The organism is Segatella copri, from assembly GCF_026015465.1.
GTDB classification, from domain to species: domain Bacteria; phylum Bacteroidota; class Bacteroidia; order Bacteroidales; family Bacteroidaceae; genus Prevotella; species Prevotella copri_E.
Genome location: NZ_JAPDUQ010000001.1, coordinates 1,333,143 through 1,354,833 on the forward strand (window position 1 = coordinate 1,333,143; position 21,691 = coordinate 1,354,833).

Annotated in this window: 16 protein-coding genes and 2 pseudogenes; 7 read left to right on the forward strand and 11 right to left on the reverse strand. The window is 43.9% G+C overall.

Annotated elements, in window-relative coordinates; translation table 11 throughout:
- Window positions 1-94: 94 nt before the first annotated feature.
- Entirely contained in the window at window positions 95-1,246 is a 1,152-nt protein-coding gene (locus ONT08_RS05615) for an N-acetyltransferase (RefSeq protein WP_117587142.1), read from the reverse strand.
- A gap of 201 nt (window positions 1,247-1,447) precedes the next feature.
- Window positions 1,448-2,737: an acetylxylan esterase gene (locus ONT08_RS05620; protein WP_264959572.1), complete on the reverse strand. Its 1,290-nt coding sequence runs from the start codon at window positions 2,735-2,737 to the stop codon at window positions 1,448-1,450.
- 301 nt (window positions 2,738-3,038) lie between these two features.
- Between ONT08_RS05620 and ONT08_RS05625 the strand changes: the two genes are divergently transcribed.
- Window positions 3,039-4,595, forward strand: coding sequence for an IS1182 family transposase (locus tag ONT08_RS05625; RefSeq protein ID WP_264959388.1), 1,557 nt, complete (start codon window positions 3,039-3,041; stop codon window positions 4,593-4,595).
- A gap of 301 nt (window positions 4,596-4,896) precedes the next feature.
- On the opposite strand, the pseudogene ONT08_RS16515 reads toward ONT08_RS05625, so the two are convergent.
- Window positions 4,897-5,061, reverse strand: a pseudogene (locus ONT08_RS16515) (IS1380 family transposase); the annotation flags it as partial.
- A 150-nt stretch (window positions 5,062-5,211) separates the two neighbouring features.
- On the opposite strand from ONT08_RS16515, the gene ONT08_RS05630 reads away from it, so the two are divergent.
- Window positions 5,212-6,753, forward strand: coding sequence for a carboxylesterase/lipase family protein (locus ONT08_RS05630; RefSeq protein WP_264959445.1), 1,542 nt, complete (start codon window positions 5,212-5,214; stop codon window positions 6,751-6,753).
- Window positions 6,754-6,821: 68 nt separating this feature from the next.
- Here the strand turns inward: ONT08_RS05630 and ONT08_RS05635 are convergent.
- The 8 genes and pseudogenes from ONT08_RS05635 to ONT08_RS05670 form a co-directional block, all read right to left on the reverse strand.
- A pseudogene (locus tag ONT08_RS05635) lies at window positions 6,822-7,120 on the reverse strand (ORF6N domain-containing protein); the annotation flags it as partial.
- A 287-nt stretch (window positions 7,121-7,407) separates the two neighbouring features.
- Window positions 7,408-8,718, reverse strand: coding sequence for a leucine-rich repeat domain-containing protein (locus ONT08_RS05640; RefSeq protein WP_264959446.1), 1,311 nt, complete (start codon window positions 8,716-8,718; stop codon window positions 7,408-7,410).
- A 4-nt stretch (window positions 8,719-8,722) separates the two neighbouring features.
- A complete protein-coding gene (locus ONT08_RS05645; protein WP_264959447.1) occupies window positions 8,723-9,610 on the reverse strand; it encodes a putative phage abortive infection protein in 888 nt (295 codons plus the stop codon).
- Between the two features lie 955 nt (window positions 9,611-10,565).
- Window positions 10,566-12,053, reverse strand: a complete 1,488-nt coding sequence (locus ONT08_RS05650) for a class I SAM-dependent methyltransferase (protein WP_264959448.1) — start codon at window positions 12,051-12,053, stop codon at window positions 10,566-10,568.
- A gap of 343 nt (window positions 12,054-12,396) precedes the next feature.
- Window positions 12,397-12,540 carry a hypothetical protein gene (locus ONT08_RS05655; protein WP_264959449.1) on the reverse strand — a complete coding sequence of 48 codons (144 nt, stop codon included), beginning with the start codon at window positions 12,538-12,540 and terminating at the stop codon, window positions 12,397-12,399.
- 225 nt (window positions 12,541-12,765) lie between these two features.
- Complete coding sequence (locus ONT08_RS05660) at window positions 12,766-13,524, reverse strand: succinate dehydrogenase/fumarate reductase iron-sulfur subunit (RefSeq protein ID WP_022120108.1); 759 nt, start codon at window positions 13,522-13,524, stop codon at window positions 12,766-12,768.
- A gap of 15 nt (window positions 13,525-13,539) precedes the next feature.
- On the reverse strand, window positions 13,540-15,522 hold the full coding sequence (locus tag ONT08_RS05665; protein WP_119236260.1) for a fumarate reductase/succinate dehydrogenase flavoprotein subunit: 1,983 nt from the start codon (window positions 15,520-15,522) through the stop codon (window positions 13,540-13,542).
- 32 nt (window positions 15,523-15,554) lie between these two features.
- Entirely contained in the window at window positions 15,555-16,238 is a 684-nt protein-coding gene (locus ONT08_RS05670) for a succinate dehydrogenase/fumarate reductase cytochrome b subunit (protein WP_118254486.1), read from the reverse strand.
- Between the two features lie 231 nt (window positions 16,239-16,469).
- Between ONT08_RS05670 and mnmG the strand changes: the two genes are divergently transcribed.
- The 5 genes from mnmG (at window position 16,470) to dtd (ending at window position 21,677) form a co-directional block, all read left to right on the forward strand.
- Window positions 16,470-18,341 (forward strand): tRNA uridine-5-carboxymethylaminomethyl(34) synthesis enzyme MnmG, encoded by a 1,872-nt coding sequence (mnmG, locus tag ONT08_RS05675; protein WP_117587138.1) that lies wholly within the window; start codon window positions 16,470-16,472, stop codon window positions 18,339-18,341.
- 42 nt (window positions 18,342-18,383) lie between these two features.
- On the forward strand, window positions 18,384-18,584 hold the full coding sequence (locus ONT08_RS05680; protein WP_147379943.1) for a hypothetical protein: 201 nt from the start codon (window positions 18,384-18,386) through the stop codon (window positions 18,582-18,584).
- 6 nt (window positions 18,585-18,590) lie between these two features.
- Window positions 18,591-19,121 carry an adenine phosphoribosyltransferase gene (locus ONT08_RS05685; RefSeq protein WP_117587136.1) on the forward strand — a complete coding sequence of 177 codons (531 nt, stop codon included), beginning with the start codon at window positions 18,591-18,593 and terminating at the stop codon, window positions 19,119-19,121.
- 122 nt (window positions 19,122-19,243) lie between these two features.
- Complete coding sequence (gene uvrC, locus ONT08_RS05690) at window positions 19,244-21,091, forward strand: excinuclease ABC subunit UvrC (RefSeq protein ID WP_264959450.1); 1,848 nt, start codon at window positions 19,244-19,246, stop codon at window positions 21,089-21,091.
- A gap of 133 nt (window positions 21,092-21,224) precedes the next feature.
- Window positions 21,225-21,677, forward strand: coding sequence for a D-aminoacyl-tRNA deacylase (gene dtd, locus ONT08_RS05695; protein WP_118200224.1), 453 nt, complete (start codon window positions 21,225-21,227; stop codon window positions 21,675-21,677).
- The last annotated feature ends 14 nt before the right edge of the window (window positions 21,678-21,691 follow it).

Below are 21,691 nucleotides of genomic sequence, written 5' to 3' on the forward strand. Positions count from 1 at the left end.
CCTCCTTAGTTATTCTTATTTATTTTCCTATAACATAGCAAATAATGTTGCAATATTCTGTTTATCAGATAATTGACAACACAACAATTGCTATTTACCTGATACTCTTAATATAGCAGTTGCGGCGCTTGTGAAGGACTGGATCCAAGACACCCCATTGTCCCTGCACGGCAGCATTATCTTCCATTTCCACCTGCGTTTCTCCCCACTCTATTCCATACTTCTGATAGATAGGAATCAGGTCGGCAAAGAGCAGCGCATTGGCACCCTTAGCACGGTATTCCGGCTGGATACCGATGAGCAGAAGGTCGACAATCTTGGTTTTATGGAACTTGATGGCGCGCAGCAGATGCCACCAGCCAAAAGGAAGCAGCCTGCCCCTATGACACTTCTGCAGAGCTCTGGAAAGGGAAGGCATCGTAATACCGATACCTATCATCTTATGATCCTCGGTAGTCCAGTCTTCTATGGCTGTTACAAAGTTCAGGTCGAGCAAAGACAGATACATCTTGATGTACTGGTCTATCTGCTTCTGTGAAAGTTCGGAATAACCATAGAGATTCTTGTATGTATCATTGATGAGGTCGAAAATCTTCTGTCCGTATCCGCCCTGATAAATATCCTTACGGGTAAGTTTGCGGACATGGAGATTGTATCTTTTCTCTATCATCGCCGCTATCTTGGAATATTTCTCCGGGATGGTATCTGGCACCATCAGTTTATACTCTACATACTTATTATCTACGGTAAAACCCTCCAGAGCCTCGATGTGCTCCGGATAATATGAATAATTATAAATGGTAGGCATGGTGCCTAGCTGGTCAAAGCCCCAGGTAAGCATGCCTTCTGGATCCATATCGGTAAAACCCAGCGGACCTACAATATCTTCCATACCCTTCTCCTTACCGTATTTTTCTACAGCATCGAGAAGAGCCCTGGAAACCTCGCGGTCGTCAATGAAATCAATCCAGCCGAAACGGACCGACTTCCTGTCCCATTTATTGTTTGCCTTATGATTGATAATGGCAGCGACGCGACCTGCCAACTTGCCATCCTTATAGGCAAGAAAATACTCTGCCTCGCAGAACTCGAACGCTGCGTTCTTGTCCTTGCTCAGAGTATTCATGTCGTCGCTGAAAAGATTAGGCACATCATATTCGTTGCCTTCGTAGAGGTCGTAATGGAAGTCGATGAACGTCTTCAAGTCCTTCTTTGTTTCGACCTTTTTAATTTCTATTAATGACATGATTTTCAAACTAGTTTGCAATATTATAAATGCAAAAGTAGCAATATTTTGGCAAATTACCAAATATTGCTACTTTTTTTGCAGTTTTTTAGGGGTTAAAATTTAATTACAGCCCCCAAACTAGCCTATATCACCCATTTAGTGGTGGTTTTGGCGGAATATCTTTACCTGATGGATTGTTCGTTCCGGAAAAGGAATCTCTTACTTGATGAGATGCTCCTTGATCCAGACCATCTGCTGGTAATTGGTCTCGCTGGCAGTCCAATGCTCGTTGATAGGAGTAAGCAGCGATTCCTTCTCACATTTCAGGGTATTCCACACGGCATAGCTGGTGGTTGGCGGACAAGTATTGTCGTTGTATCCCCAGGTGAGATAAGTTGGCACCTTCACCTTCCGGGCAAAGTTTACCACGTCATAATAAGCCATCGTGTTGAAACAATCCTTATTCTTCAATATCTCATGATATTTGGTGAAATGAGGATAACCGCCCGTTCTTCCCTTCTCGGCGTAGGCAGCCATGTCGCTGAGCGCCGGATGATTGGCAACACACTGGGTTACGCGCTTGTCTAAACCGGCTGCAATAATAGCCAAGGCTCCACCCTGACTTCCGCCCTGCACAGCCACATTCTTTCCGTCCCACTCTGGAAGAGAGGTTAGGAAATCGATGCAGCGCACCAGTCCCTGATAAACATGGCGCATGTAGTAGCGGTTCTTATCTTCCAGTCCGTTAGACAAATATCCGCCATTTGCATCGTTGAATCCCCTGCTTATTTCATTGAAGGTTTCGGTAGGGATGCGCGGGTCGAGACCATGAATCTCTATCTCCAGGCGGATGAAGCCATTCTCGGCATAATATTTATTGCGCATAGGCTCCTTGATGGTTTTGATGCCGGCTCCAGGAGGGGTGAGAACCACAGGATGGCTACCCTGCTTGGCATTCTTGGGATAGAAGAGGTAGCCGTACATCGCATGACCTTTCTTATCTATCTGAAGTTTAACGAGATAACAGTCTATCTTGTCGGTACAGTATTCCTTGGCGAGTTCCTTGGTGTAACTCAGGGGAACATTCTTCAGTTCGTCCTTTGCCTGCTGCCAGAATGCATCGAAATCCTTAGGCTCCTGGGTATAAGGCTGAATCTTATCTACCGAGAATCCTACTTTGATATGATGCTGATAGGTCTTGCCATCGAGTTTATAGAATAATCTCAAATCGCGGAAGCCCGGTGTCTTTCGGGTACCGATGTTCAGGATGGCGCGCCCGTTCTTCAGTTTGAAGCTTCCTTTCTTGTCTGCCTTCAGCATGTCATCGCCTATTTCATAGTTCACCTCGCCGTCACGGGGAATTCCATACTTATAGAAACTTACTTCCACCTTAGCCTGTTCGCCCGTCTTGTAGAGCCAGTCGGCATGATCGGGCACGGTTAGCCAAAGATAATCACTGCGATAGGGATAGTTCTCCGCCATCACACTTAACACACTCGTCATGTTCATCGCCAGGATAAACAGAAGCGATAGATAGATTGTCCTTAATCTGTTCATAATTTTATAGTTTGTTTTTTAATTATAATATTCAACTACCATAGCGCAAAAGTACAAAATTCCATTGAGATAACAAAACGATTTCAAGAGGGTGTGTCATAAGTCTGTGACGCACCCCTTTTTATTTTTTGCCTTTTCACAGATACGAAATCTTTAAAAAACATTTTTATTTACAACAAAGCCCAAACTTTCACAAGCTCGGGCTTTGCCTTTCCGCAAAAGATTTGTATCTTTGCAGAAAACTTCTTTAAGTATGGCAAAGATACAAATAAAATCTGAAACTCGGCACGAATTGAGCTTTTTTCCTAACTCTTTCGATGATTATGTGCCAAAAGACAGCAAAGTTCGTATGGTGGATCATATTATTCGCAGTATGGACATCAACCCTCTCATGGATACCTATGATGGGATTGGTGCTCCTCCTTACAGTCCGAAGATGCTTCTAAGTTTAGTTGTTTTTGCCTATATCAATGGCGTTTATTCCTGTCGTGGCATAGCGGACGCACTTAAATACGATGTTCGCTATATGTGGATTTGTGGAGGTAAGCAATTATCTTTCGCAACAATCAACCGCTTTAGATCCAATCATATGATTAAATGCATCGACTTTTATTTTGATGCAGTCGTCTCCATATTGGTTGAAAAGGGCGTGATTAGTCTGGAGGAACAATATGTTGATGGCACTAAGATAGAGTCGAAAGCAAACAAGTACACGTTTGTATGGAAGAAGACTGTGGAAAAGAACAGGGCTAAGCTCTTGGAAAAGACCTCTGCTGCATTGGCTCAGATAAAAGAACAAATTCGCCTGAATGGCGGGAGTGACATTAAGGAAGAAGACAGCGAGCCAGCCACTTCCGCCAAGGATGTAGAGAGAAGTGCACGTTTGTGTGAGAGGCAAGCTAAGAACCTTCCTAAGGCAAAGCTTACAGGAAGAGAGAAGCAAAAGCTAAATACTCAGATAGATCACTTGTTCAAAGCCTCGGACAAACTGTGCGAGTATGAAAAATCACTGGATATACTGGGCGAGAGAAACAGTTACTCCAAGACTGATCCCGATGCGACCTTCATGCGCCTCAAGGAAGATGCCATGAACAATGGGCAGACAAAGCCTGCCTATAACCTTCAAATTGCGACAGAGAATCAATATTGGACGAATTTCGCCCTTTATCCCAATCCAACAGACACCCTGACCTTCAAGCCTTTTTTGGATAAGTACAAGAAAAGATATGGAAAGCAATCCAAGAGCGTCACCGCAGACTCAGGGTATGGCTCGGAGGAGAACTACGAGTACCTAGAGATGGAAGAAATGATGGGTTATGTAAAGTACAACTGGTTTCACAAGGAACAGCATAAGCCTTTCAAGGAGGATGCCTTCAACCAAGCGAACTTCTACTACAACAGGGATGATGACTATTATGTCTGCCCCATGGGACAACACATGGAACCTTGTGGACAACGGCAAACGAAAAGTGACTCCGGCTATGTGTCTGTCATTACATTATATAGAGCACAACGATGTGATGGATGTCCGCTTGGAAGTCTCTGCAAGAAATCCAAAGGCAACAGAACCATATATGTCAACCATAAACTGAATGCATATAAAAAGGAAGCCTTCCTGCTACTAACGTCTGAAGAGGGCTTGAAACACAGAAGCCAGCGACCGATAGAGCCGGAAGCTGTATTTGGGCAGATGAAGGCAGATATGCATTATAAGCGATTCAGGCATTTTGGAATGGACAAGGTTTACATGGATCTAGGATTGTTCGGAATGGGATTCAATTTGAAGAAATATTTGGGTATAAAACGATAAAACTCAATTTTGGTTGTTTTATCGTCAGGGATAACTATGCCCTTTTGTGAGCTTTGGGGCTGTTTTGTTATCGATAAAACAAGAAAAGTAAAGTTTCTATACAATATAATAAGATTCCCTTTGTGAAGAAAGACTACGATTCAACTAGAATATATAGAAACACACACAAAAAAAGGGTGCGTCACAGACTTATGACACACCCTCATCCCGATAGTTTTAAGCGCTGGCGGAAAACTAACATTCTTCAAGGAATCACAATAAGAAAAAGCTCGATCATCTATTCTCTCCAACACTGGCGAGAAGTGCGAAGTGTCGGATGAAGCGAGAGATGGTTCATCAAATGAGTAGTGAAATTCTGAGGGTTGAGTCGATTACAGATGACAATGTGGAGTCAAATTGCTCCATGACCCGAAAATATTCCTCAAAAAGGAGTGAGTTTCTCAGATTTAATTTGTATCTTTGCCATGTCATATCAGAGTTTTTGCTTGTTTTCTTTTCGCAACACTAAGATAAGTGAAAATTCTGACATAGCAAAATCCGGAGTAACTTTCTGTTGCTCAGGCGCTTAAAATGTTTAATTAATAATAGTGTTGCGAAATTAATGGAATAACTAGAAATGAGATTAAAAAGACATCTACTGACAGCCGCCCTGACACTCTTTTGCCTATCGGCAGCTAACGCCCAACTGCTAAGAACAACGGTGGAGCAAGGAGAAATTGAAGGTGTGGAACATGAAGGATTCGCCCTATACAAGGGAATCCCATACGCTGAAGCACCAGTGGGCAACCTCAGATGGAAAGCCCCAGTGAGCAAGAAGCCTTGGAAGGGAGTATTCAAAGCAGACAAATGGGGAGACCGTCCACCACAGCCCATCGACCCTAACCAAAATGGTGGTGAGCAGGGCATGAGCGAGGACTGCCTATACCTCAGTGTGGAAACGCCAGCCAAGAGTAAGAATGACAAACTCCCTGTATTTGTGATGATTCATGGAGGAGCCTTTCTTTCTGGCTCCTACAGTGGAACTCAGGAAAGCTTTGTCAAGGAAGGCATCATCTATTGCAGCATAGAATACCGCTTGGGAGCCTTGGGATTCATGGCACATCCAGAGCTGAGTAAGGAATCAGGCAAGAACATATCTGGTAACTATGGCATCCTTGACCAGGTGATGGCCTTAAAATGGATTCACGACAATATCGCTGCCTTCGGTGGAGACCCAGACAAGATTACCATTGCAGGAGAATCTGCCGGTGGTATCTCGGTAAGTATACTATGCGCCTCTCCCCTTGCCAAGGGACTCTTCCGAGGAGCCATCAGCGAAAGTGGTAGTTCCTTCTGGCCTGTGGGTGAAAGCAGAAATGGTAACACGGCCATGCTCACCAACAAAGCGGCAGAAGCAGGTGGACTTATCCTTCAAAAGAGACTCAAGGCTAAGAACTTGAAGCAGCTAAGAAAAGTTCCGGCTATGGACATCGTGAAGAATACCGCCATGGAATCCTTCTGGCCTAATGTGGATGGCTACAGCATCACAGATGATCAGTATAAGCTCTATGAAAAGGGAAACTACAATGATGTAAATGTCATCATAGGAACCAACAGCGACGAAGGAAGTATGTTTAGCCGCCCTGTCAGTGTAAGTGACTATGAGAAAAGAATCCATGAGATATATGGAAGCTGGGCAGACCAGGTTCTCAGCCTCTATCCTGCCAAGACAGAGGAAGAAACCTACTTCGCCCAATCCGACATTTTCCGTGATGGCTCCTTTGCATGGGGAACGTATGCCTGGGCTAACCTGCAGAGCAAGACCGGCAAGGGCAAGGTGTATATGTATTACTTTGACCAAGACTCAGAGAACACCATCGTGAAAAGCCGCAAGGGAGGAGCCAGCCATGTGGCAGAGATGCCATTCATCTATGGCTATAAGTTTGGCTCTGGAAAGATGACCGAGACGGAGCAGCACATGGAACAAATCATGTCACGCTACTGGATCAACTTTACCAAGACTGGCAATCCAAATGGGGATAGCCTTCCTTTCTGGACTACCTACCAGGAAGGTAAACCAACGGTGATGATTATGAAGGAAGGACTGCATTTGGGACCTGTTCAAAATCAAAAGCAAATGGACTTCTTCGAGAAGTTCTTCAAGGAAAAAAGAAAATAATACGTCAAGTTCCAAGTGGCATTCCTCCCACTTGGAACTTTTTCATTAAAGAGATAAAACGCCACATTGTTCACCATAAAATGGCGCATAGATACGAATGCTCGCATGATGCGGATGTTTGCTTCAACAGCAGTTGTAGACTTCCAAACTCCACTAAGCATGGCAACTCCTTGCTCTGTGAAAGCATAAGGCAGTTTTCTTACACCGCCCCAACTTGAAGTCGCAATTTGCGACTTCAAGTTATCAAATTCATTTGGGGTCAATGAAACATAAAGTCTTCAGGGAAACGCTCTATATTACGTTTTACCTGCTCATTCAATCTTTTTGTTTCTACTCCATACAGCTCAGCCAAGTCACGGTCAAGCATCACTTGTTGTCCTCTGATAACTCGTATCAGAGACTCCACTTTATTTTCTACAGACAGTTGCTGTCCTTCCACCTGTTCCAATTCCTTTTCCTTTGCCATTTCCTTTGGTTTTGAATATTTTGGCAAAGATACAACTATTATTGGAAACAAGCAAGGATTTTCTAGAATGTTTTTGTTTGAGGTGTCAAATTGGAACCTCAAACGATACAATAGGAAGGTTTCAAAGTCGCAATTTGCGACCTTGAAGAAGTTTGGAAGTCGCAATTTGCGACTTCCAAACACAAATGTTACCTAACAGCTATCTTCAAATCATTGCCCTTTATTTTGGCGATGACGATGCTTTCATTCGGCTTAGCAAAGTGAAGAACACCTTGCACCGCCTTGGCACTTCCGAGATTCACGCCATTTACTGAATAGAAGGTTACCATCTCTCCGTCATTCAGGCCAGAAATAGTAATGTCGCTATCCGTCGTTACCATTACCCCTCTTGTTTTCACAAGATTGATGTTATTGGTATCGTCGCCCTCGGCATTGAGCCAATAGAGCGTGGCCGTCGCCTTATCCGATGCCTTATAGCCATCGGCTGTCGCATAGACAGAAATGTCCAACTTACTATTCAGCTTCACTTTCCCATCTGTATTATATTTATCGGTTGCCACATCTGCATCCTTGATGGTATAATGATATTCTGCGCCTGGGGTTGAACTTTCGAAAGAAAGATTGCCTAAAGTATAGGTAATGGCTGGGACAGAACAAGGTTTTTCATCTTCATTATCTCCTTCTATTGTATTGATTATTCCAAAGCCTCCCCACCAACTATTCTGTTTGTAAAATTCTATACTAGCTTGTGGAACTGACAATATACAATCTTGTCGAGAAAATCCGTCTTGACGACTTCCAATTGATGGGGGATTTAAAGCATCACATCTTATTTCTTTTAAATTGGTACTTCCATCAAACACATCATTCCCAAGTTCTTCCAAACTTTTCGGCAATTTAAGAGTCTTTAAATTCGTGCAATCAGAAAAGCATCCCAGTTTCAAACTTATTATACCTTCCGACAATTCTATATTTTTCAACCCATGAGAATAAGCAAAAGCATAGCTTCCGATAGAGGTAACAGAAGATGGTATCTTTATAGATGCCAAACTACTACAATACCAAAAACAACCATAAGGAATTTCAGCTATACTATTAGGTAAGATTACATCACACAAAAAGTCACATTGGCTAAAGCATTTTTTTCCTAACGTTGTTACAGAAAAAGGTATTATTATAGATTGTATTCTCGATTTTTCGAAACAGCTCTCTCCCAATTTCACAACCGTTCCAGGAATTTTTACAGCAGACACCCCGCTATTATAAAAACATTGATCTGAAAAGGCAACAACAGGATAATCTACACCTTTCCACGCTACCTTTTCTGGGACGACCATCTCACCAGAATAATTGTTTGGTAACAACGTTGCCTCATCCTTGTCTGTATCGACAAGGAATTTGAATCCATCAACAGTGACAAAATCGGATGCCATTGCCGTACCACAGCAAAGCATCATAAGAAAAGCTATCAAAAGCTTTGAAATTGTAAATTGTCTCATACTTTTATGTTTTTAAATTATTACTAAAATCCTCATTTTTTTTATATAAACTGCCAAAGAGTTTTTTCACTTCGTCTTTATTTTTAAGTCCTCCAAACAATTTCATATGAGTAAGAACATAATAATTAACAACATTGACTTCATACGCTGTCATTTGACTTTTAAGTAAATCAGCATAATAATTAAAATTAGATAGATGTTTATCAGCAAATAAGAGAGACTGATAAATTTGACGAAAATAGAATTCCAAACTCCAACCATATTTTTTTAGGAATAAGCCAAAACATCCTTTCCACCTTTCTTCCAACGATGTTACAGTTTGAGCCTTATTATATTTAACCTCATCTATATCATAAATAAGGTTTGTCAATCTACATTGATAGCGCTCTTTTATCTTCTTGCGTATAGATTCATCATCATTATACAAATCTATATTTTCCCTTATTTCTTCAATTGCCTCATTTGGCGAATTCTGCGTTGCCTGTTTTTCGTATTTTCCATGGTTGAACAAAGACATATAAATATTATTTACCTCGCTACATATCATTATGAAGCTATCATTGGCATTATAATCACGATAAATAGAATCACTTTCATCCCACACTTTGCTGCGCATCTTCAAGCCTTCCACTATTTTGCGTTTTTGTTCTAGCATATTGAAGAATGTTTCTTCATATCGTTTCTGACTAGAAGAATAATAATTAAAACAAAGAGAAAAAATAGAAAACACCAAACTAGCAACAGCTATCATATTACCAAACTGGGAAGAAATTTCCACATTGCTTTTACACAATAAGAAGCATACAGTACCCCCCAAGGCACATCCCAGCAACGCCCCCAAAAAACTTGCAACAAAAAAATATGTATTATTATCACAAACAAGTTTACCCATATAATCTCATTTACACTTTGCCACCGAATCCCCAACTGGCGATTAATATACTCTTAGCAGACGGCAAAATAAAAAAACGTGGGATTCTACCTGTTACCCGTCCCACGAATCGAGGCCTTCGCATTGCCCAATGTAGTTGAACGAGCAACGTCGAAGCCCACGCCGATATGTATACACTTCTCCCTATACGGATATAAGACTCATCGCAAGACGCAATAAGCCATACCAGTAAAGGGATGCGAAATATATCACATCCCGAGGGCATCTACCGTTGCAATGCTCAAGACTACATTTGAAAGTTGCGAAGTTCCGATTCGTCAAGAACAAAGCGTCAAGTAAACGCCTTTATATTATGTCGTGATACCTTTATCCCACTTACCTTTTCTCCCATCTTAGTACTAGAAAGTCGCTTAAAGCAGCTCCAAATACCTCGACACGGCGTGAGCGAGTGTGGTATCGGTTGCAAAGGTAATGAAAAAAATGATTACTCACGTATTTTTAGTTGATTATTTTTCGTTGTTTGGATAAAAACTGATGGTTGGGAACATTAAGAAGCCCTATTGCTACCATACATAGTAAAAGCGTAAAGTCTAAACGAAACAGTTGAGTTAGCGAAATGAAGTAGTTGAATTGGTGAAATGAAGTGGATGAGTTAGCCGACAGATATAGCTGAGTTAACCAACAGATATAACTGAGTTGACCAACAGATATAGCTGCGGTAACTGATAGGGTCGAATCCAGTGGCAAATAGAATCGAATTCGATTGCTGGCAGAGTCGAATCCGATGGCTAGTAGAGACGAATCATCTTGTTCGATGAACCACAATATTCTCTACCATCAAACCTTCATCCCTCCTAGCTTATACATTTTCGAGGTTTTCGCAAGCTCTTTCCTGGTTTTCTTTAAGACTCTAATCTTTTAAAACATCAAGAAAAAACCTGGAAATCTCCTTATCCTAAGCCTTCTCCGTAATCATCAGCACATGACTTTCATCGCTTAGCGTGGTAGCGAAGATATAGGTTTCGCCACCATCTTTCAGCTTCAATCGCTTGCGCAATTCTGCTACGGAAAGGGGGAAGTTGCGGGTGGCGATGTTCGCCTTGGTGATGCCTGAGAGATGACGCTTCAACTCCTTCTTATTAAAGGAAGAGATGGCGATGATGCGAAAACTTCTGCCTGGGAATGCTTCGATAGGTGCCTGGCTCACGAAAAGATGGCTGTTCTTGGAAAGCATCCTTGCATCATAACGACCGGAAAGAACACCGAAACAGCCGGCTTTCATCAACGACGCATTCGGCTCGTAAAGATACTGCATCTCTTCAAGGGTAGATGGGGCTATCTTGACGGAAGAAGTCTCCATATCCAACTCGTTGCAGACGAAGGATTGTGCATCATTGATGCAATAAATGCGGAGATTTCCGCCCATATTTCGAGATGAGAGCACTAAAAGGAGTTCCTTGCACTCATTATTCACGGAGATAATATGAACCTCTTGTACGCAGTTTAATTCGCTTACGGCACGATGCCAGTCGAGCATCGGAGAGAGTTTGATGATGACGTAATCTGCCTTAGAAAGCATCTCTTCCTGCAAAAGGGTTACATCGGGCGTACAATCTTTCAAGGATACTACCTTGTTGCCCGCATCGTCTCTACGGGCAGGATCGATGAAGATCAGCTTAAGACCAAGGTTGGTCTTAAGTAATGACTGAGACTGCTCTTCAGTTATGCCTAAAGAATCTGATGCAGCAGCCTCTTTCTTTGAAGCAAAAGAATGCAGCACCTCTATTCCGTCTCCATTCTTCACGATGGCGTTCTTCAAGCCCAACCGCCCAAAGTTTTCCTTCGCTGCTTCACAGAGATGAGCCTGACGCTCCACATACATCGACTTCATGCCCAATCGGGAAGCGATGTAAGAGAAGTCTACTCCGAAGCCGCCGGTCAGGTCAACAAACCCGATTTCTTCAGAAAAATCTCCTTCATGAGGTTCTTCTTTTATTTCATTAACATTCTCTTTTGATTCTGTTAATATCTGTTGCTTTTTGCAAGTAGCTTCATTTTTGGCGAATTCTGAATCAACTGCCCCTTTGTCCGCAAATTCGCAAATTTCAGAAAGATGAAGATTTGAGGCGTTTTCGCTCTCCTTCTCCTTTTCTTCTCCGTTTTCGGATGATGAAGGAGACAAACCGAGCAGTCGGGCAGCGAGTTCAGCCTTATAAAGTGCCGTTTGCTCTGACGAACATTGCTCCATCGAAATATGAGGGGGATAGATGATGCCATCGATGCTTGCCCAACGGGGCAGTTTCACACGAGCCATCTTTCGCCCGCGAATCTGGTCGAGAGCGAAAGGCATATCTACCTCGGGATACTTGCTGCCGAGGAAAGCCAGCTGGCGAACATCATCGTCCTGATGCTGGCGGATAAAATCGAACGTTGCTTGGTTCATGATTTCTGTTGAGTGATTCGTCATTAAATTACTTATTCTTAATAACCGCAAATTTACGATATTCTGATGAGATAACAAAATATTTCTCAGAATATCTGATAATTTATGTCGGGATGCACCGAAAACAGGATGCTCTCGGCTATAATCTACCCTTTTTCCGGGCTATATGATTCTAACAGCAGGCGTAAATAAATAAATAACTGTCGGAGATAGAACAACTGCCTAGGAAAAACAGCCGGCTAGTAGAAGGCAAACAGAAAGCTGGCAGAAGGCAAACAGCCGACTAGCGCAACAGAGGCTAGTCGGCTGTTCCTGTATAACAGTTTGCCAAACATCCTTTCTCTTATTTCAAGAGAAGCATGGTTGGCAGGAATATCGCAATCAGCTCTTTACTCTTCACCATTCCAACATAAAGAACTGAAACACAACATATTACATAGGTGAAGAGATTTTCAGCACTCTTCACCCACTCTTCACCACTCTTCACCTTTTACGATTTTGGGAAAGGTATAAACGCAGAGCCGCTTAGCTGTCAACAGCCTAAAAAGGTGAAGGGCAGGTGAAGAGTAAAAAAACACTCTTCACCCGCCCAACTTCTTATCCTTCAACCACTTACATCCAAAAGATGAAGTGTGAAGAGTTGTTGGGAAAATTCTCTCGCATCCGTAAAGATGCAGAGAGAAAATTCCTGTGTCTCAAAAGAAACGATGGATTAGTCAGCCAACTTAGCCTTCAAGAACTCACGGTTCAAGCGGGCGATGTTAGCGATAGACTCGTTCTTAGGACAAACAGCCTCGCAAGCACGAGTGTTTGTACAGTTACCGAATCCGAGCTCATCCATACGTGCAATCATCTTCTTAGCACGGGCAGCAGCCTCTACACGACCCTGTGGGAGAAGTGCCAGCTGGCTAACCTTTGAGCTGACGAAGAGCATAGCAGAACCATTCTTACATGCAGCAACACAAGCACCGCAACCGATACATGTAGCGCAATCCATTGCCTCGTCTGCATTCTCCTTAGGAATCAGGATAGCGTTGGCATCCTGAGCCTGACCTGTACGGATGCTGGTGTAACCACCTGCCTGGATAATCTTGTCGAATGCTGAACGGTCTACCATACAGTCCTTGATGATAGGGAAACCAGCAGAACGCCAAGGCTCAACGGTGATAACATCGCCATCGTTGAAACGACGCATGTAGAGCTGACATGTTGTAGCACCACGCTCAGTCTTACCGTGAGGTGTACCATTAATATAGAGAGAGCACATACCGCAGATACCCTCGCGGCAGTCGTGGTCGAAGACGAAAGGCTCCTGACCTGACTCGATGAGCTCCTCGTTCAAGATGTCGAGCATCTCGAGGAATGAAGTATCATCTGGGATGTTCTTCATCTCATGTGTATCGAAGTGACCCTGTGCTGTAGGACCGTCCTGCTTCCAATACTTAACTGTGAAACTTATATTTCTTGCCATTGTCTTGTTCGCTTTTTAATTCTTGTAATTTCTTGTCTGTACCTTAATTGCCTCATACTCGAGAGGTTCCTTGTTGAGCACTGGAGCAGTTGTATCATTGCCCTGATACTCCCAGCAACCTACGTAGAAGAAGTTCTCATCATCACGCTTAGCCTCGCCTTCCTCTGTCTGGTACTCCTCACGGAAGTGACCACCACAGCTCTCGTTGCGGTGCAATGCATCGTAAGCGATCAACTCGCCCATCAAGATGAAGTCACGCAAGTGGATAGCCTTATCCAACTCTACGTTCAAGCCTTCCTTCTTACCTGGAATGAAGAGGTTCTTGTTGAATTCCTCACGGAGAGCCTTCATCTTCTTCAAGCCTTCCTCAAGACCTTCCTTGGTACGACCCATACCTACATGCTCCCAAAGGATGTGCCCCAACTCCTTGTGGATAGAATCTACAGAGCGCTTGCCCTGGATACCCATCAGGCGGTCGATTTCCTTCTGAACACCTGCCTCTGCCTCTGCGAACTCTGGGAGATCGGTAGAGAGCTTTGGCCACAATGCCTGGTCGGCCAAGTAGTTCTGGATGGTGTATGGCAATACGAAGTAACCGTCAGCCAAACCCTGCATCAAAGCAGATGCACCAAGACGGTTAGCACCGTGGTCAGAGAAGTTACACTCACCAATAGCGAAGAGACCTGGGATAGTGGTCATCAACTCGTAGTCAACCCAGATACCACCCATTGTATAGTGGATAGCAGGGAAGATCATCATTGGGTTGTAGTACTTCACGCCGTTAATCTCGTTAGCCAACTCACCTGGGTTAACGTCAGTAATCTCCTCATACATATCAAAGAGGTTGCCATAACGCTGCAGGATAACGTCGATACCGAGACGGTTGATAGACTCAGAGAAGTCGAGGAATACGGCAAGACCTGTGTTGTTAACACCGAAGCCCTTGTCGCAACGCTCCTTAGCTGCACGAGAAGCCACGTCACGAGGAACCAGGTTACCGAATGCTGGGTAACGGCGCTCCAAGTAGTAGTCGCGGTCTTCCTCTGGAATATCAGAACCCTTCTTGGTACCAGCCTGCAATGCCTTGGCATCCTCAATCTTCTTAGGTACCCAGATACGACCATCGTTACGGAGTGACTCTGACATCAAAGTCAACTTACTCTGGTTTGTACCGTGAACAGGGATACATGTAGGGTGAATCTGAACGTAAGATGGGTTAGCGAAGTCAGCACCCTTGCGGTAGCACTGGATAGCTGCTGTACAGTTACAACCCATAGCGTTTGTAGAGAGGAAGTAAGCGTTACCATAACCACCGGTAGCGATAACTACGGCGTTGGCAGAGAAACGCTCCAACTCACCTGTGATCAGATTCTTGGCGATGATACCACGAGCGTGACCGTCAACGATAACTACATCCTCCATCTCGTAACGGGTGAAGAGCTTAACCTTACCAGCCTCAACCATGCGGCTCAAAGAAGAGTAAGCACCGAGGAGAAGCTGCTGACCTGTCTGACCCTTAGCATAGAATGTACGAGATACCTGAGCACCACCGAAAGAACGGTTAGCCAGCATACCACCGTACTCACGAGCGAAAGGAACGCCCTGAGCTACGCACTGGTCGATGATATCGTTGCTCACCTCAGCCAAACGGTAAACGTTAGCCTCACGAGCACGGTAGTCACCACCCTTTACAGTATCGTAGAACAGACGGTAAACAGAGTCACCATCATTCTGATAATTCTTAGCTGCATTGATACCACCCTGTGCTGCGATAGAGTGAGCACGACGTGGAGAGTCCTGGATGCAGAAGTTCAAGATATTGAAGCCCATTTCGCCGAGAGAAGCAGCAGCAGAAGCACCTGCCAAACCTGTACCTACAACGATAACGTCGAGCTTTAACTTATTCTTTGGGTTAACCAAACGCTGGTGAGCCTTATAGTTGGTCCACTTCTCAGCAACTGGTCCTTCAGGTATTCTAGAATTTAATGTTTTTGCCATAATCTTTTTTAATACTTAAATGATTACACGAATTATGCGCAGCACAAAGATGGAGCGCAACCGAAAGCGAATGCCAATACAACTACGATGAAGAGGAGAAGCAGGATGGTAGAGTAAATCATACCGATCATCTTCCAACGGCAGAACCAAGTCTTACCGCTCCAACCGAGAGTCTGAATAGCACTCCAGAAACCGTGAGTGAGGTGGAACCAAAGAGCTACCAACCAGATAAGGTAGAGAACTACGAATACTGGGTTAGCGAAGGTGTCCTGAATGAATGCGAAGCCATCTGATGGGCTGTGGCCGAAGCTTGTACCCAAGAATTCAGCAAACATCATGTTGTACCAGAAATTGAAGAGGTGAAGCAACAAACCGAGAACGATGATGATACCGAGCACCAACATGTTCTGGCTAGCCCACTCTACCTTCTCTGGCTTTGCTGTTACCTCGTAACGCTGGTTACCGCGAGCACGACGGTTTTGTGCTGTCAGGATGAAAGCGTAAACGATGTGACAAACTGCCAAAGCTGCCAAACCCAAAGTTGCAACTACGGCGTACCAGTTAGCACCCAACAATTCGCAGATTGTGTTGTAAGCTTCTCCAGAGAAAAGCGCAACAACATTCATGCAACCGTGGAATGTCAAGAATAGAATAAGAGCGATACCAGTTACTGACATCACTACTTTTCTACCAATAGATGAATTGATTAACCACATAAATGATTGAAATTTAATTATTTAACTGTTTGAAACTAATTTATATTCCACACTTTTCGTCCCTGCTATACCTATTTTCAGGCATTCTGCAATCCTCATTTCTAGGTATATTTTCGCAAGTCTGCTGCAAAATTACTATATTTTAATGATTTATCAAAGTATTTTTGCTAAAATTTCGATTTTATTTCTTACTTTTGCCGAAAATTAGAAAAAATATAGATTAAACGAAGTATGAAATTCAATTATGACGTGCTCGTTATCGGTGGAGGACATGCCGGATGCGAGGCTGCAGCAGCCTCTGCAAACATGGGTGCCAAAACCTGTTTGATAACGATGGATATGAACAAGATTGGACAGATGAGTTGCAACCCCGCCATCGGAGGTATTGCCAAGGGACAGATTGTGCGCGAAATCGATGCATTGGGCGGACAGATGGGTATCGTAACGGATAAAACCGCCATCCAGTTCCGAATGCTCAACATCGGCAAGGGGCCTGCCGTATGGAGCCCCCGTGCCCAATGCGACAGAGGAAAGTTTATCTGGGAATGGAGAACCATCCTCGACCATACTGACAACCTCGACATCTGGCAAGACCAGGCTGACGAACTGCTCGTAGCTAACGGAGAAGCCATCGGCGTAAAAACCATCTGGGGAGCCGAATTCTATGCCAAGAGCATCATCATCACCGCTGGAACATTCCTCAACGGACTGATGCATGTAGGAAGAAAGATGGTTGAAGGCGGAAGATGCGCCGAACCTGCCGTACACAACTTTACGGAGAGCATCACCCGATGGGGTATCACTACAGCCAGAATGAAAACCGGAACTCCGGTCAGAATTGACAAGAGAAGTGTTCATTTCGAAGATATGGAAGAACAGCCGGGCGACAGCGATTTCCACCAGTTCTCTTACATGGGAGAACATCGGGTTCTGAAACAATTGCCTTGCTGGACTTGCTACACCAACAAGAAGGTACACGAAACTTTAAAAAGCGGTCTCGCTGACTCACCTTTATATAATGGACAGATTCAGAGTACCGGTCCACGTTACTGTCCGAGTATAGAAACGAAGCTCGTCACCTTCCCCGACAAGGATCAGCATCCGCTCTTTTTGGAACCGGAAGGCGAAGATACAAACGAGATGTATCTGAACGGTTTTTCTTCAAGCATGCCGATGGATATCCAGCTGAATGCACTTCACGAAATTCCTGCTTTGAGAGATGCCAAGATTTACAGACCGGGATACGCCATCGAATACGATTACTTCGACCCTACCCAACTCAAACATTCACTGGAGTCGAAAATCATCAAAGGTCTCTTCTTTGCCGGACAGGTGAACGGAACTACCGGCTATGAGGAAGCAGGAGGACAGGGAACCGTGGCCGGAATCAACGCAGCCTTGCATTGTGTTGGCGACAAAACATTCGAGATGAACCGCGATGAGAGTTATATCGGCGTACTCATCGATGATCTCACCACAAAGGGAGTTGACGAACCATACCGCATGTTTACCTCCAGAGCCGAATACCGCATTCTGCTCCGTCAGGACGATGCCGATGCCCGACTCACCGAAAAAGCATACGAACTCGGAATTGCCAAGCGCGACCGCTACGACTGGTGGATCGAGAAAAAAGAAGCCATCGGAAGAATCATCGAATTCTGCGCCAACTATCCTATCAAGAAGGATGAGATAAATCCAAAACTGGAGGCGCTCGGCACTACTCCACTTCGCGCCGGCTGCAAGCTCATCGACCTCATCGCTCGCCCGCATCTGAACCTCACGAATCTTTCGGAGATTATTCCGGACCTGAAGGCTGCACTGGATGCACCAGCTAACCGAAAGGAAGAGATAACGGAAGCTGCAGAAATCAAGATGAAGTACAAAGGTTACATCGAACGAGAGCGTCTCATCGCCGACAAGATGCACCGCTTGGAGGATATCAAGATAAAGGGCCGTTTCAACTATTCCGAGCTCCACGAAATCTCCACTGAAGGACGCCAGAAACTCGAGCGCATCGACCCGGAAACTTTGGCACAGGCAAGCCGAATTCCGGGTGTATCACCAAGCGATATCAACGTGATGCTCGTATTACTCGGAAGATAAGCCGTTTCACAGCGAGAAACAAGGGAATTCCCAATGTTTCACGTGAAACAGACTATCAACAAAACATTTGATGCTCAACCGATTAAGGAAGGTTGCATCAAGTGTTTTGCGGTTAAAGTAAAACTTCAGCAATTTGTGAAACAAAAGCTGATTAAATCAAGCAAAACGCAAAAACAAACGGGCAAAAAGCCCATAAAAAGAAACAAGAAAAAAGAACAAAATAAGTATCAATTTAAAGCATAAAAAGTAATGAACAATCAGCTATTATTAGACAATCTGCGTTGCATTCCAGATTGGCCAATCAAGGGTGTGAACTTCCGCGACGTTTCAACCCTTTTCAAGAATCCTGCATCTTTAAAAGAGATCAGCGATGAGATGTATGAACTCTACAAAGATAAAGGAATCACCAAGATTGTAGGCATCGAATCACGCGGTTTCGTAATGTCTTCTGCCCTTGCTATTCGTCTCGGAGCCGGCGTAGTTTTATGCCGCAAACCGGGCAAACTTCCATGCAAAACCGTACAGGAAAGTTATGCTAAGGAATATGGCATCGATACTATCGAAATCCACGAAGATGCCATCAATGAAAACGATATCGTACTCCTCCACGACGACCTCCTTGCCACCGGTGGAACCATGAAAGCAGCATGCGACCTGGTAAAGAAATTCCATCCGAAAAAGGTATATGCCAACTTCATCATCGAACTCGTAAACGAGAATTTCGAAGGCAGAAATTCCTTTGATCCAGACGTTGAAGTAACTACTTTATTACAGTTATAAGCTGCAAAAAGACTGCAAGAAATACTGCGAGAATGCAGCAAGGAAGCAGTAAAAGACACTAGAGCGTTGCCGTTTCACGTGAAACAGTAACGCTCGTTTTCCCTTTAAAAACAAGTAAAAATATGACGAAACAAGAGAATGAGGAGCGCTTGGCTAGGCTTAAAAACATCGTTTTAAGTATGCCGGAAAAGCCAGGAAGCTACCAATATTACGACGAAAATCATACGATTATATATGTGGGAAAGGCGAAAAATCTGAAGAGAAGAGTATCTTCCTACTTCCATAAAGAGGTAGACAGATACAAGACAAAGGTGCTTGTTTCTAAGATTCACGACATATCTTATACGGTCGTAAACACAGAAGAAGACGCACTTTTGCTCGAAAACAGCCTGATCAAAAAGTATAATCCAAGATACAATGTCCTGCTGAAAGACGGCAAGACATACCCCTCTATATGCGTAACAAACGAGTATTTTCCACGCATTTTCAAAACTCGTCATATCAATAAAAAAGTGGGAACCTTCTTCGGTCCTTACCCTCATATCGGCAGCATGTATACCGTTTTAGAGGTTATCAAAAAGCTTTATAAGCCCCGTACCTGCAGAATGCCTATCACCAGAGAAGGCGTTGCAGAAGGCAGATACAAGCCGTGTCTGGAGTATCATATCCACAACTGCGGAGCACCCTGCATCAACAAGCAGAGCTATGAGGAATATCAGGAAAACATGCGCCAGGCACGTGAAATTCTGAAGGGAAACACGCGGGAAGTAAGCAAATATCTCTACGATTTGATGATGAAAAATGCAGAACTTCTACGTTTTGAAATAGCCGAAGAATATAAGAAAAAGTACCAATTACTGGATGAATTTGAGGCAAAAAGCGAGGTAGTAAGCCATACCATTACAGATGTAGATGTCTTCACCATCGTAAATGATGATGCCAACAAAAACGCCTTCATCAACTATATTCATGTAAAAAACGGAACCATCAACCAGAGCTTCACCTACGAGTATAAGCGCAAGCTGGAGGAGAGCGACGAGGAACTTCTGATTACTGCCATTCCGGAAATCAGAGAGCGTTTCCACTCCACATCGAAGGAGATAATCGTGCCCTTCGAAATGGAATGGAAGCTGAAAGATGCAACCTTCTTCGTACCCCAGAGAGGTGACAAAAAGCACCTTCTGGAGCTGTCGGAAATGAACTGCAAGCAGTATAGATTCGACCGTCTGAAGCAGGCAGAAAAGCTCAATCCGGAGCAGAAACAGACCCGATTGATGAAGGAATTACAAGCCAAACTGAAGCTTCCAAAGCTGCCTTATCAGATAGAATGTTTCGATAATTCGAACATATCCGGTACTGATGCCGTGGCAGGTTGCATCGTATATAAAGGTATGAAACCATCCAGAAAAGACTATAGGAAATACAACATCAAGACGGTGGAAGGACCGGATGATTACGCATCCATGCAAGAAGTGGTAAGACGCCGGTACAGTCGCATGATAGAGGAAGAAACTGCACTTCCAGACCTCATTATTACCGATGGCGGAAAGGGTCAAATGGACGTAGTAAGAGAGGTTATTGTTGACGAATTACACCTGGATATTCCTATCGCAGGTCTTGCCAAGGACGACCGCCATCGGACCAACGAACTTCTCTTCGGATTCCCTCCTCAAACCATCGCCCTACCACCCGAAAGTGAACTGTTCAAGGTTCTGACGCAGATACAGGATGAGGTGCACAGATACGCCATCACCTTCCATCGCGACAAGCGCAGCAAACATGCTCTTCACTCAGAATTAGACGATATCAAAGGCATCGGTCCGAAGGCTAAAGAAGCCCTGCTGAGCAAGTTTAAGAGCGTGAAAAAGATGAAAGAAGCATCATTGGAACAACTTTCAGAAGTATTAGGTCCTCATAAGGCAGAAATTCTTTCAAAATATTTCGAAGAAAAAGGCGAGAATATGAAATAAAAGTTGTATATTTGCAGTTCAAACTATACTATATATATATTAATAATAAGAAGAAGAACAGAACCGAAGCAAGCATTCCACAAATGCTATTCATAAAGTTCTATGTTCAACATTCAAAGTTCAAAGTAGTAATATGAGAATCGTAATACAGCGTGTCTCTCACGCCTCAGTAACCATCGAAGGAGAGATTAAATCTGCTATCAGGCAAGGCTATCTGATCCTTTTGGGAATAGAGGAAAGCGACACTTCAGAAGATGTAGACTGGCTGGTCAGAAAGGTAATAGGACTCCGTGTTTTCGACGACGAAAACCATGTTATGAACCGCTCCATCATGGATATAAATGGTGAGATTCTGGTCATCAGCCAGTTCACCCTATTCGCCAGCTACAAGAAAGGAAACCGCCCAAGCTGGCTCAGAGCAGCCAAGCACGAAATCAGCGTTCCACTCTATGAGGAGTTCTGCAAAAAGCTATCCGATGCACTCGGAAAGCCAGTAGGAACAGGCGAATTTGGTGCCGATATGAAGGTAGATTTACTGAACGATGGACCGGTAACCATCATGATGGATACTCACAACAAGGAATAATGCCCTACTCTGAA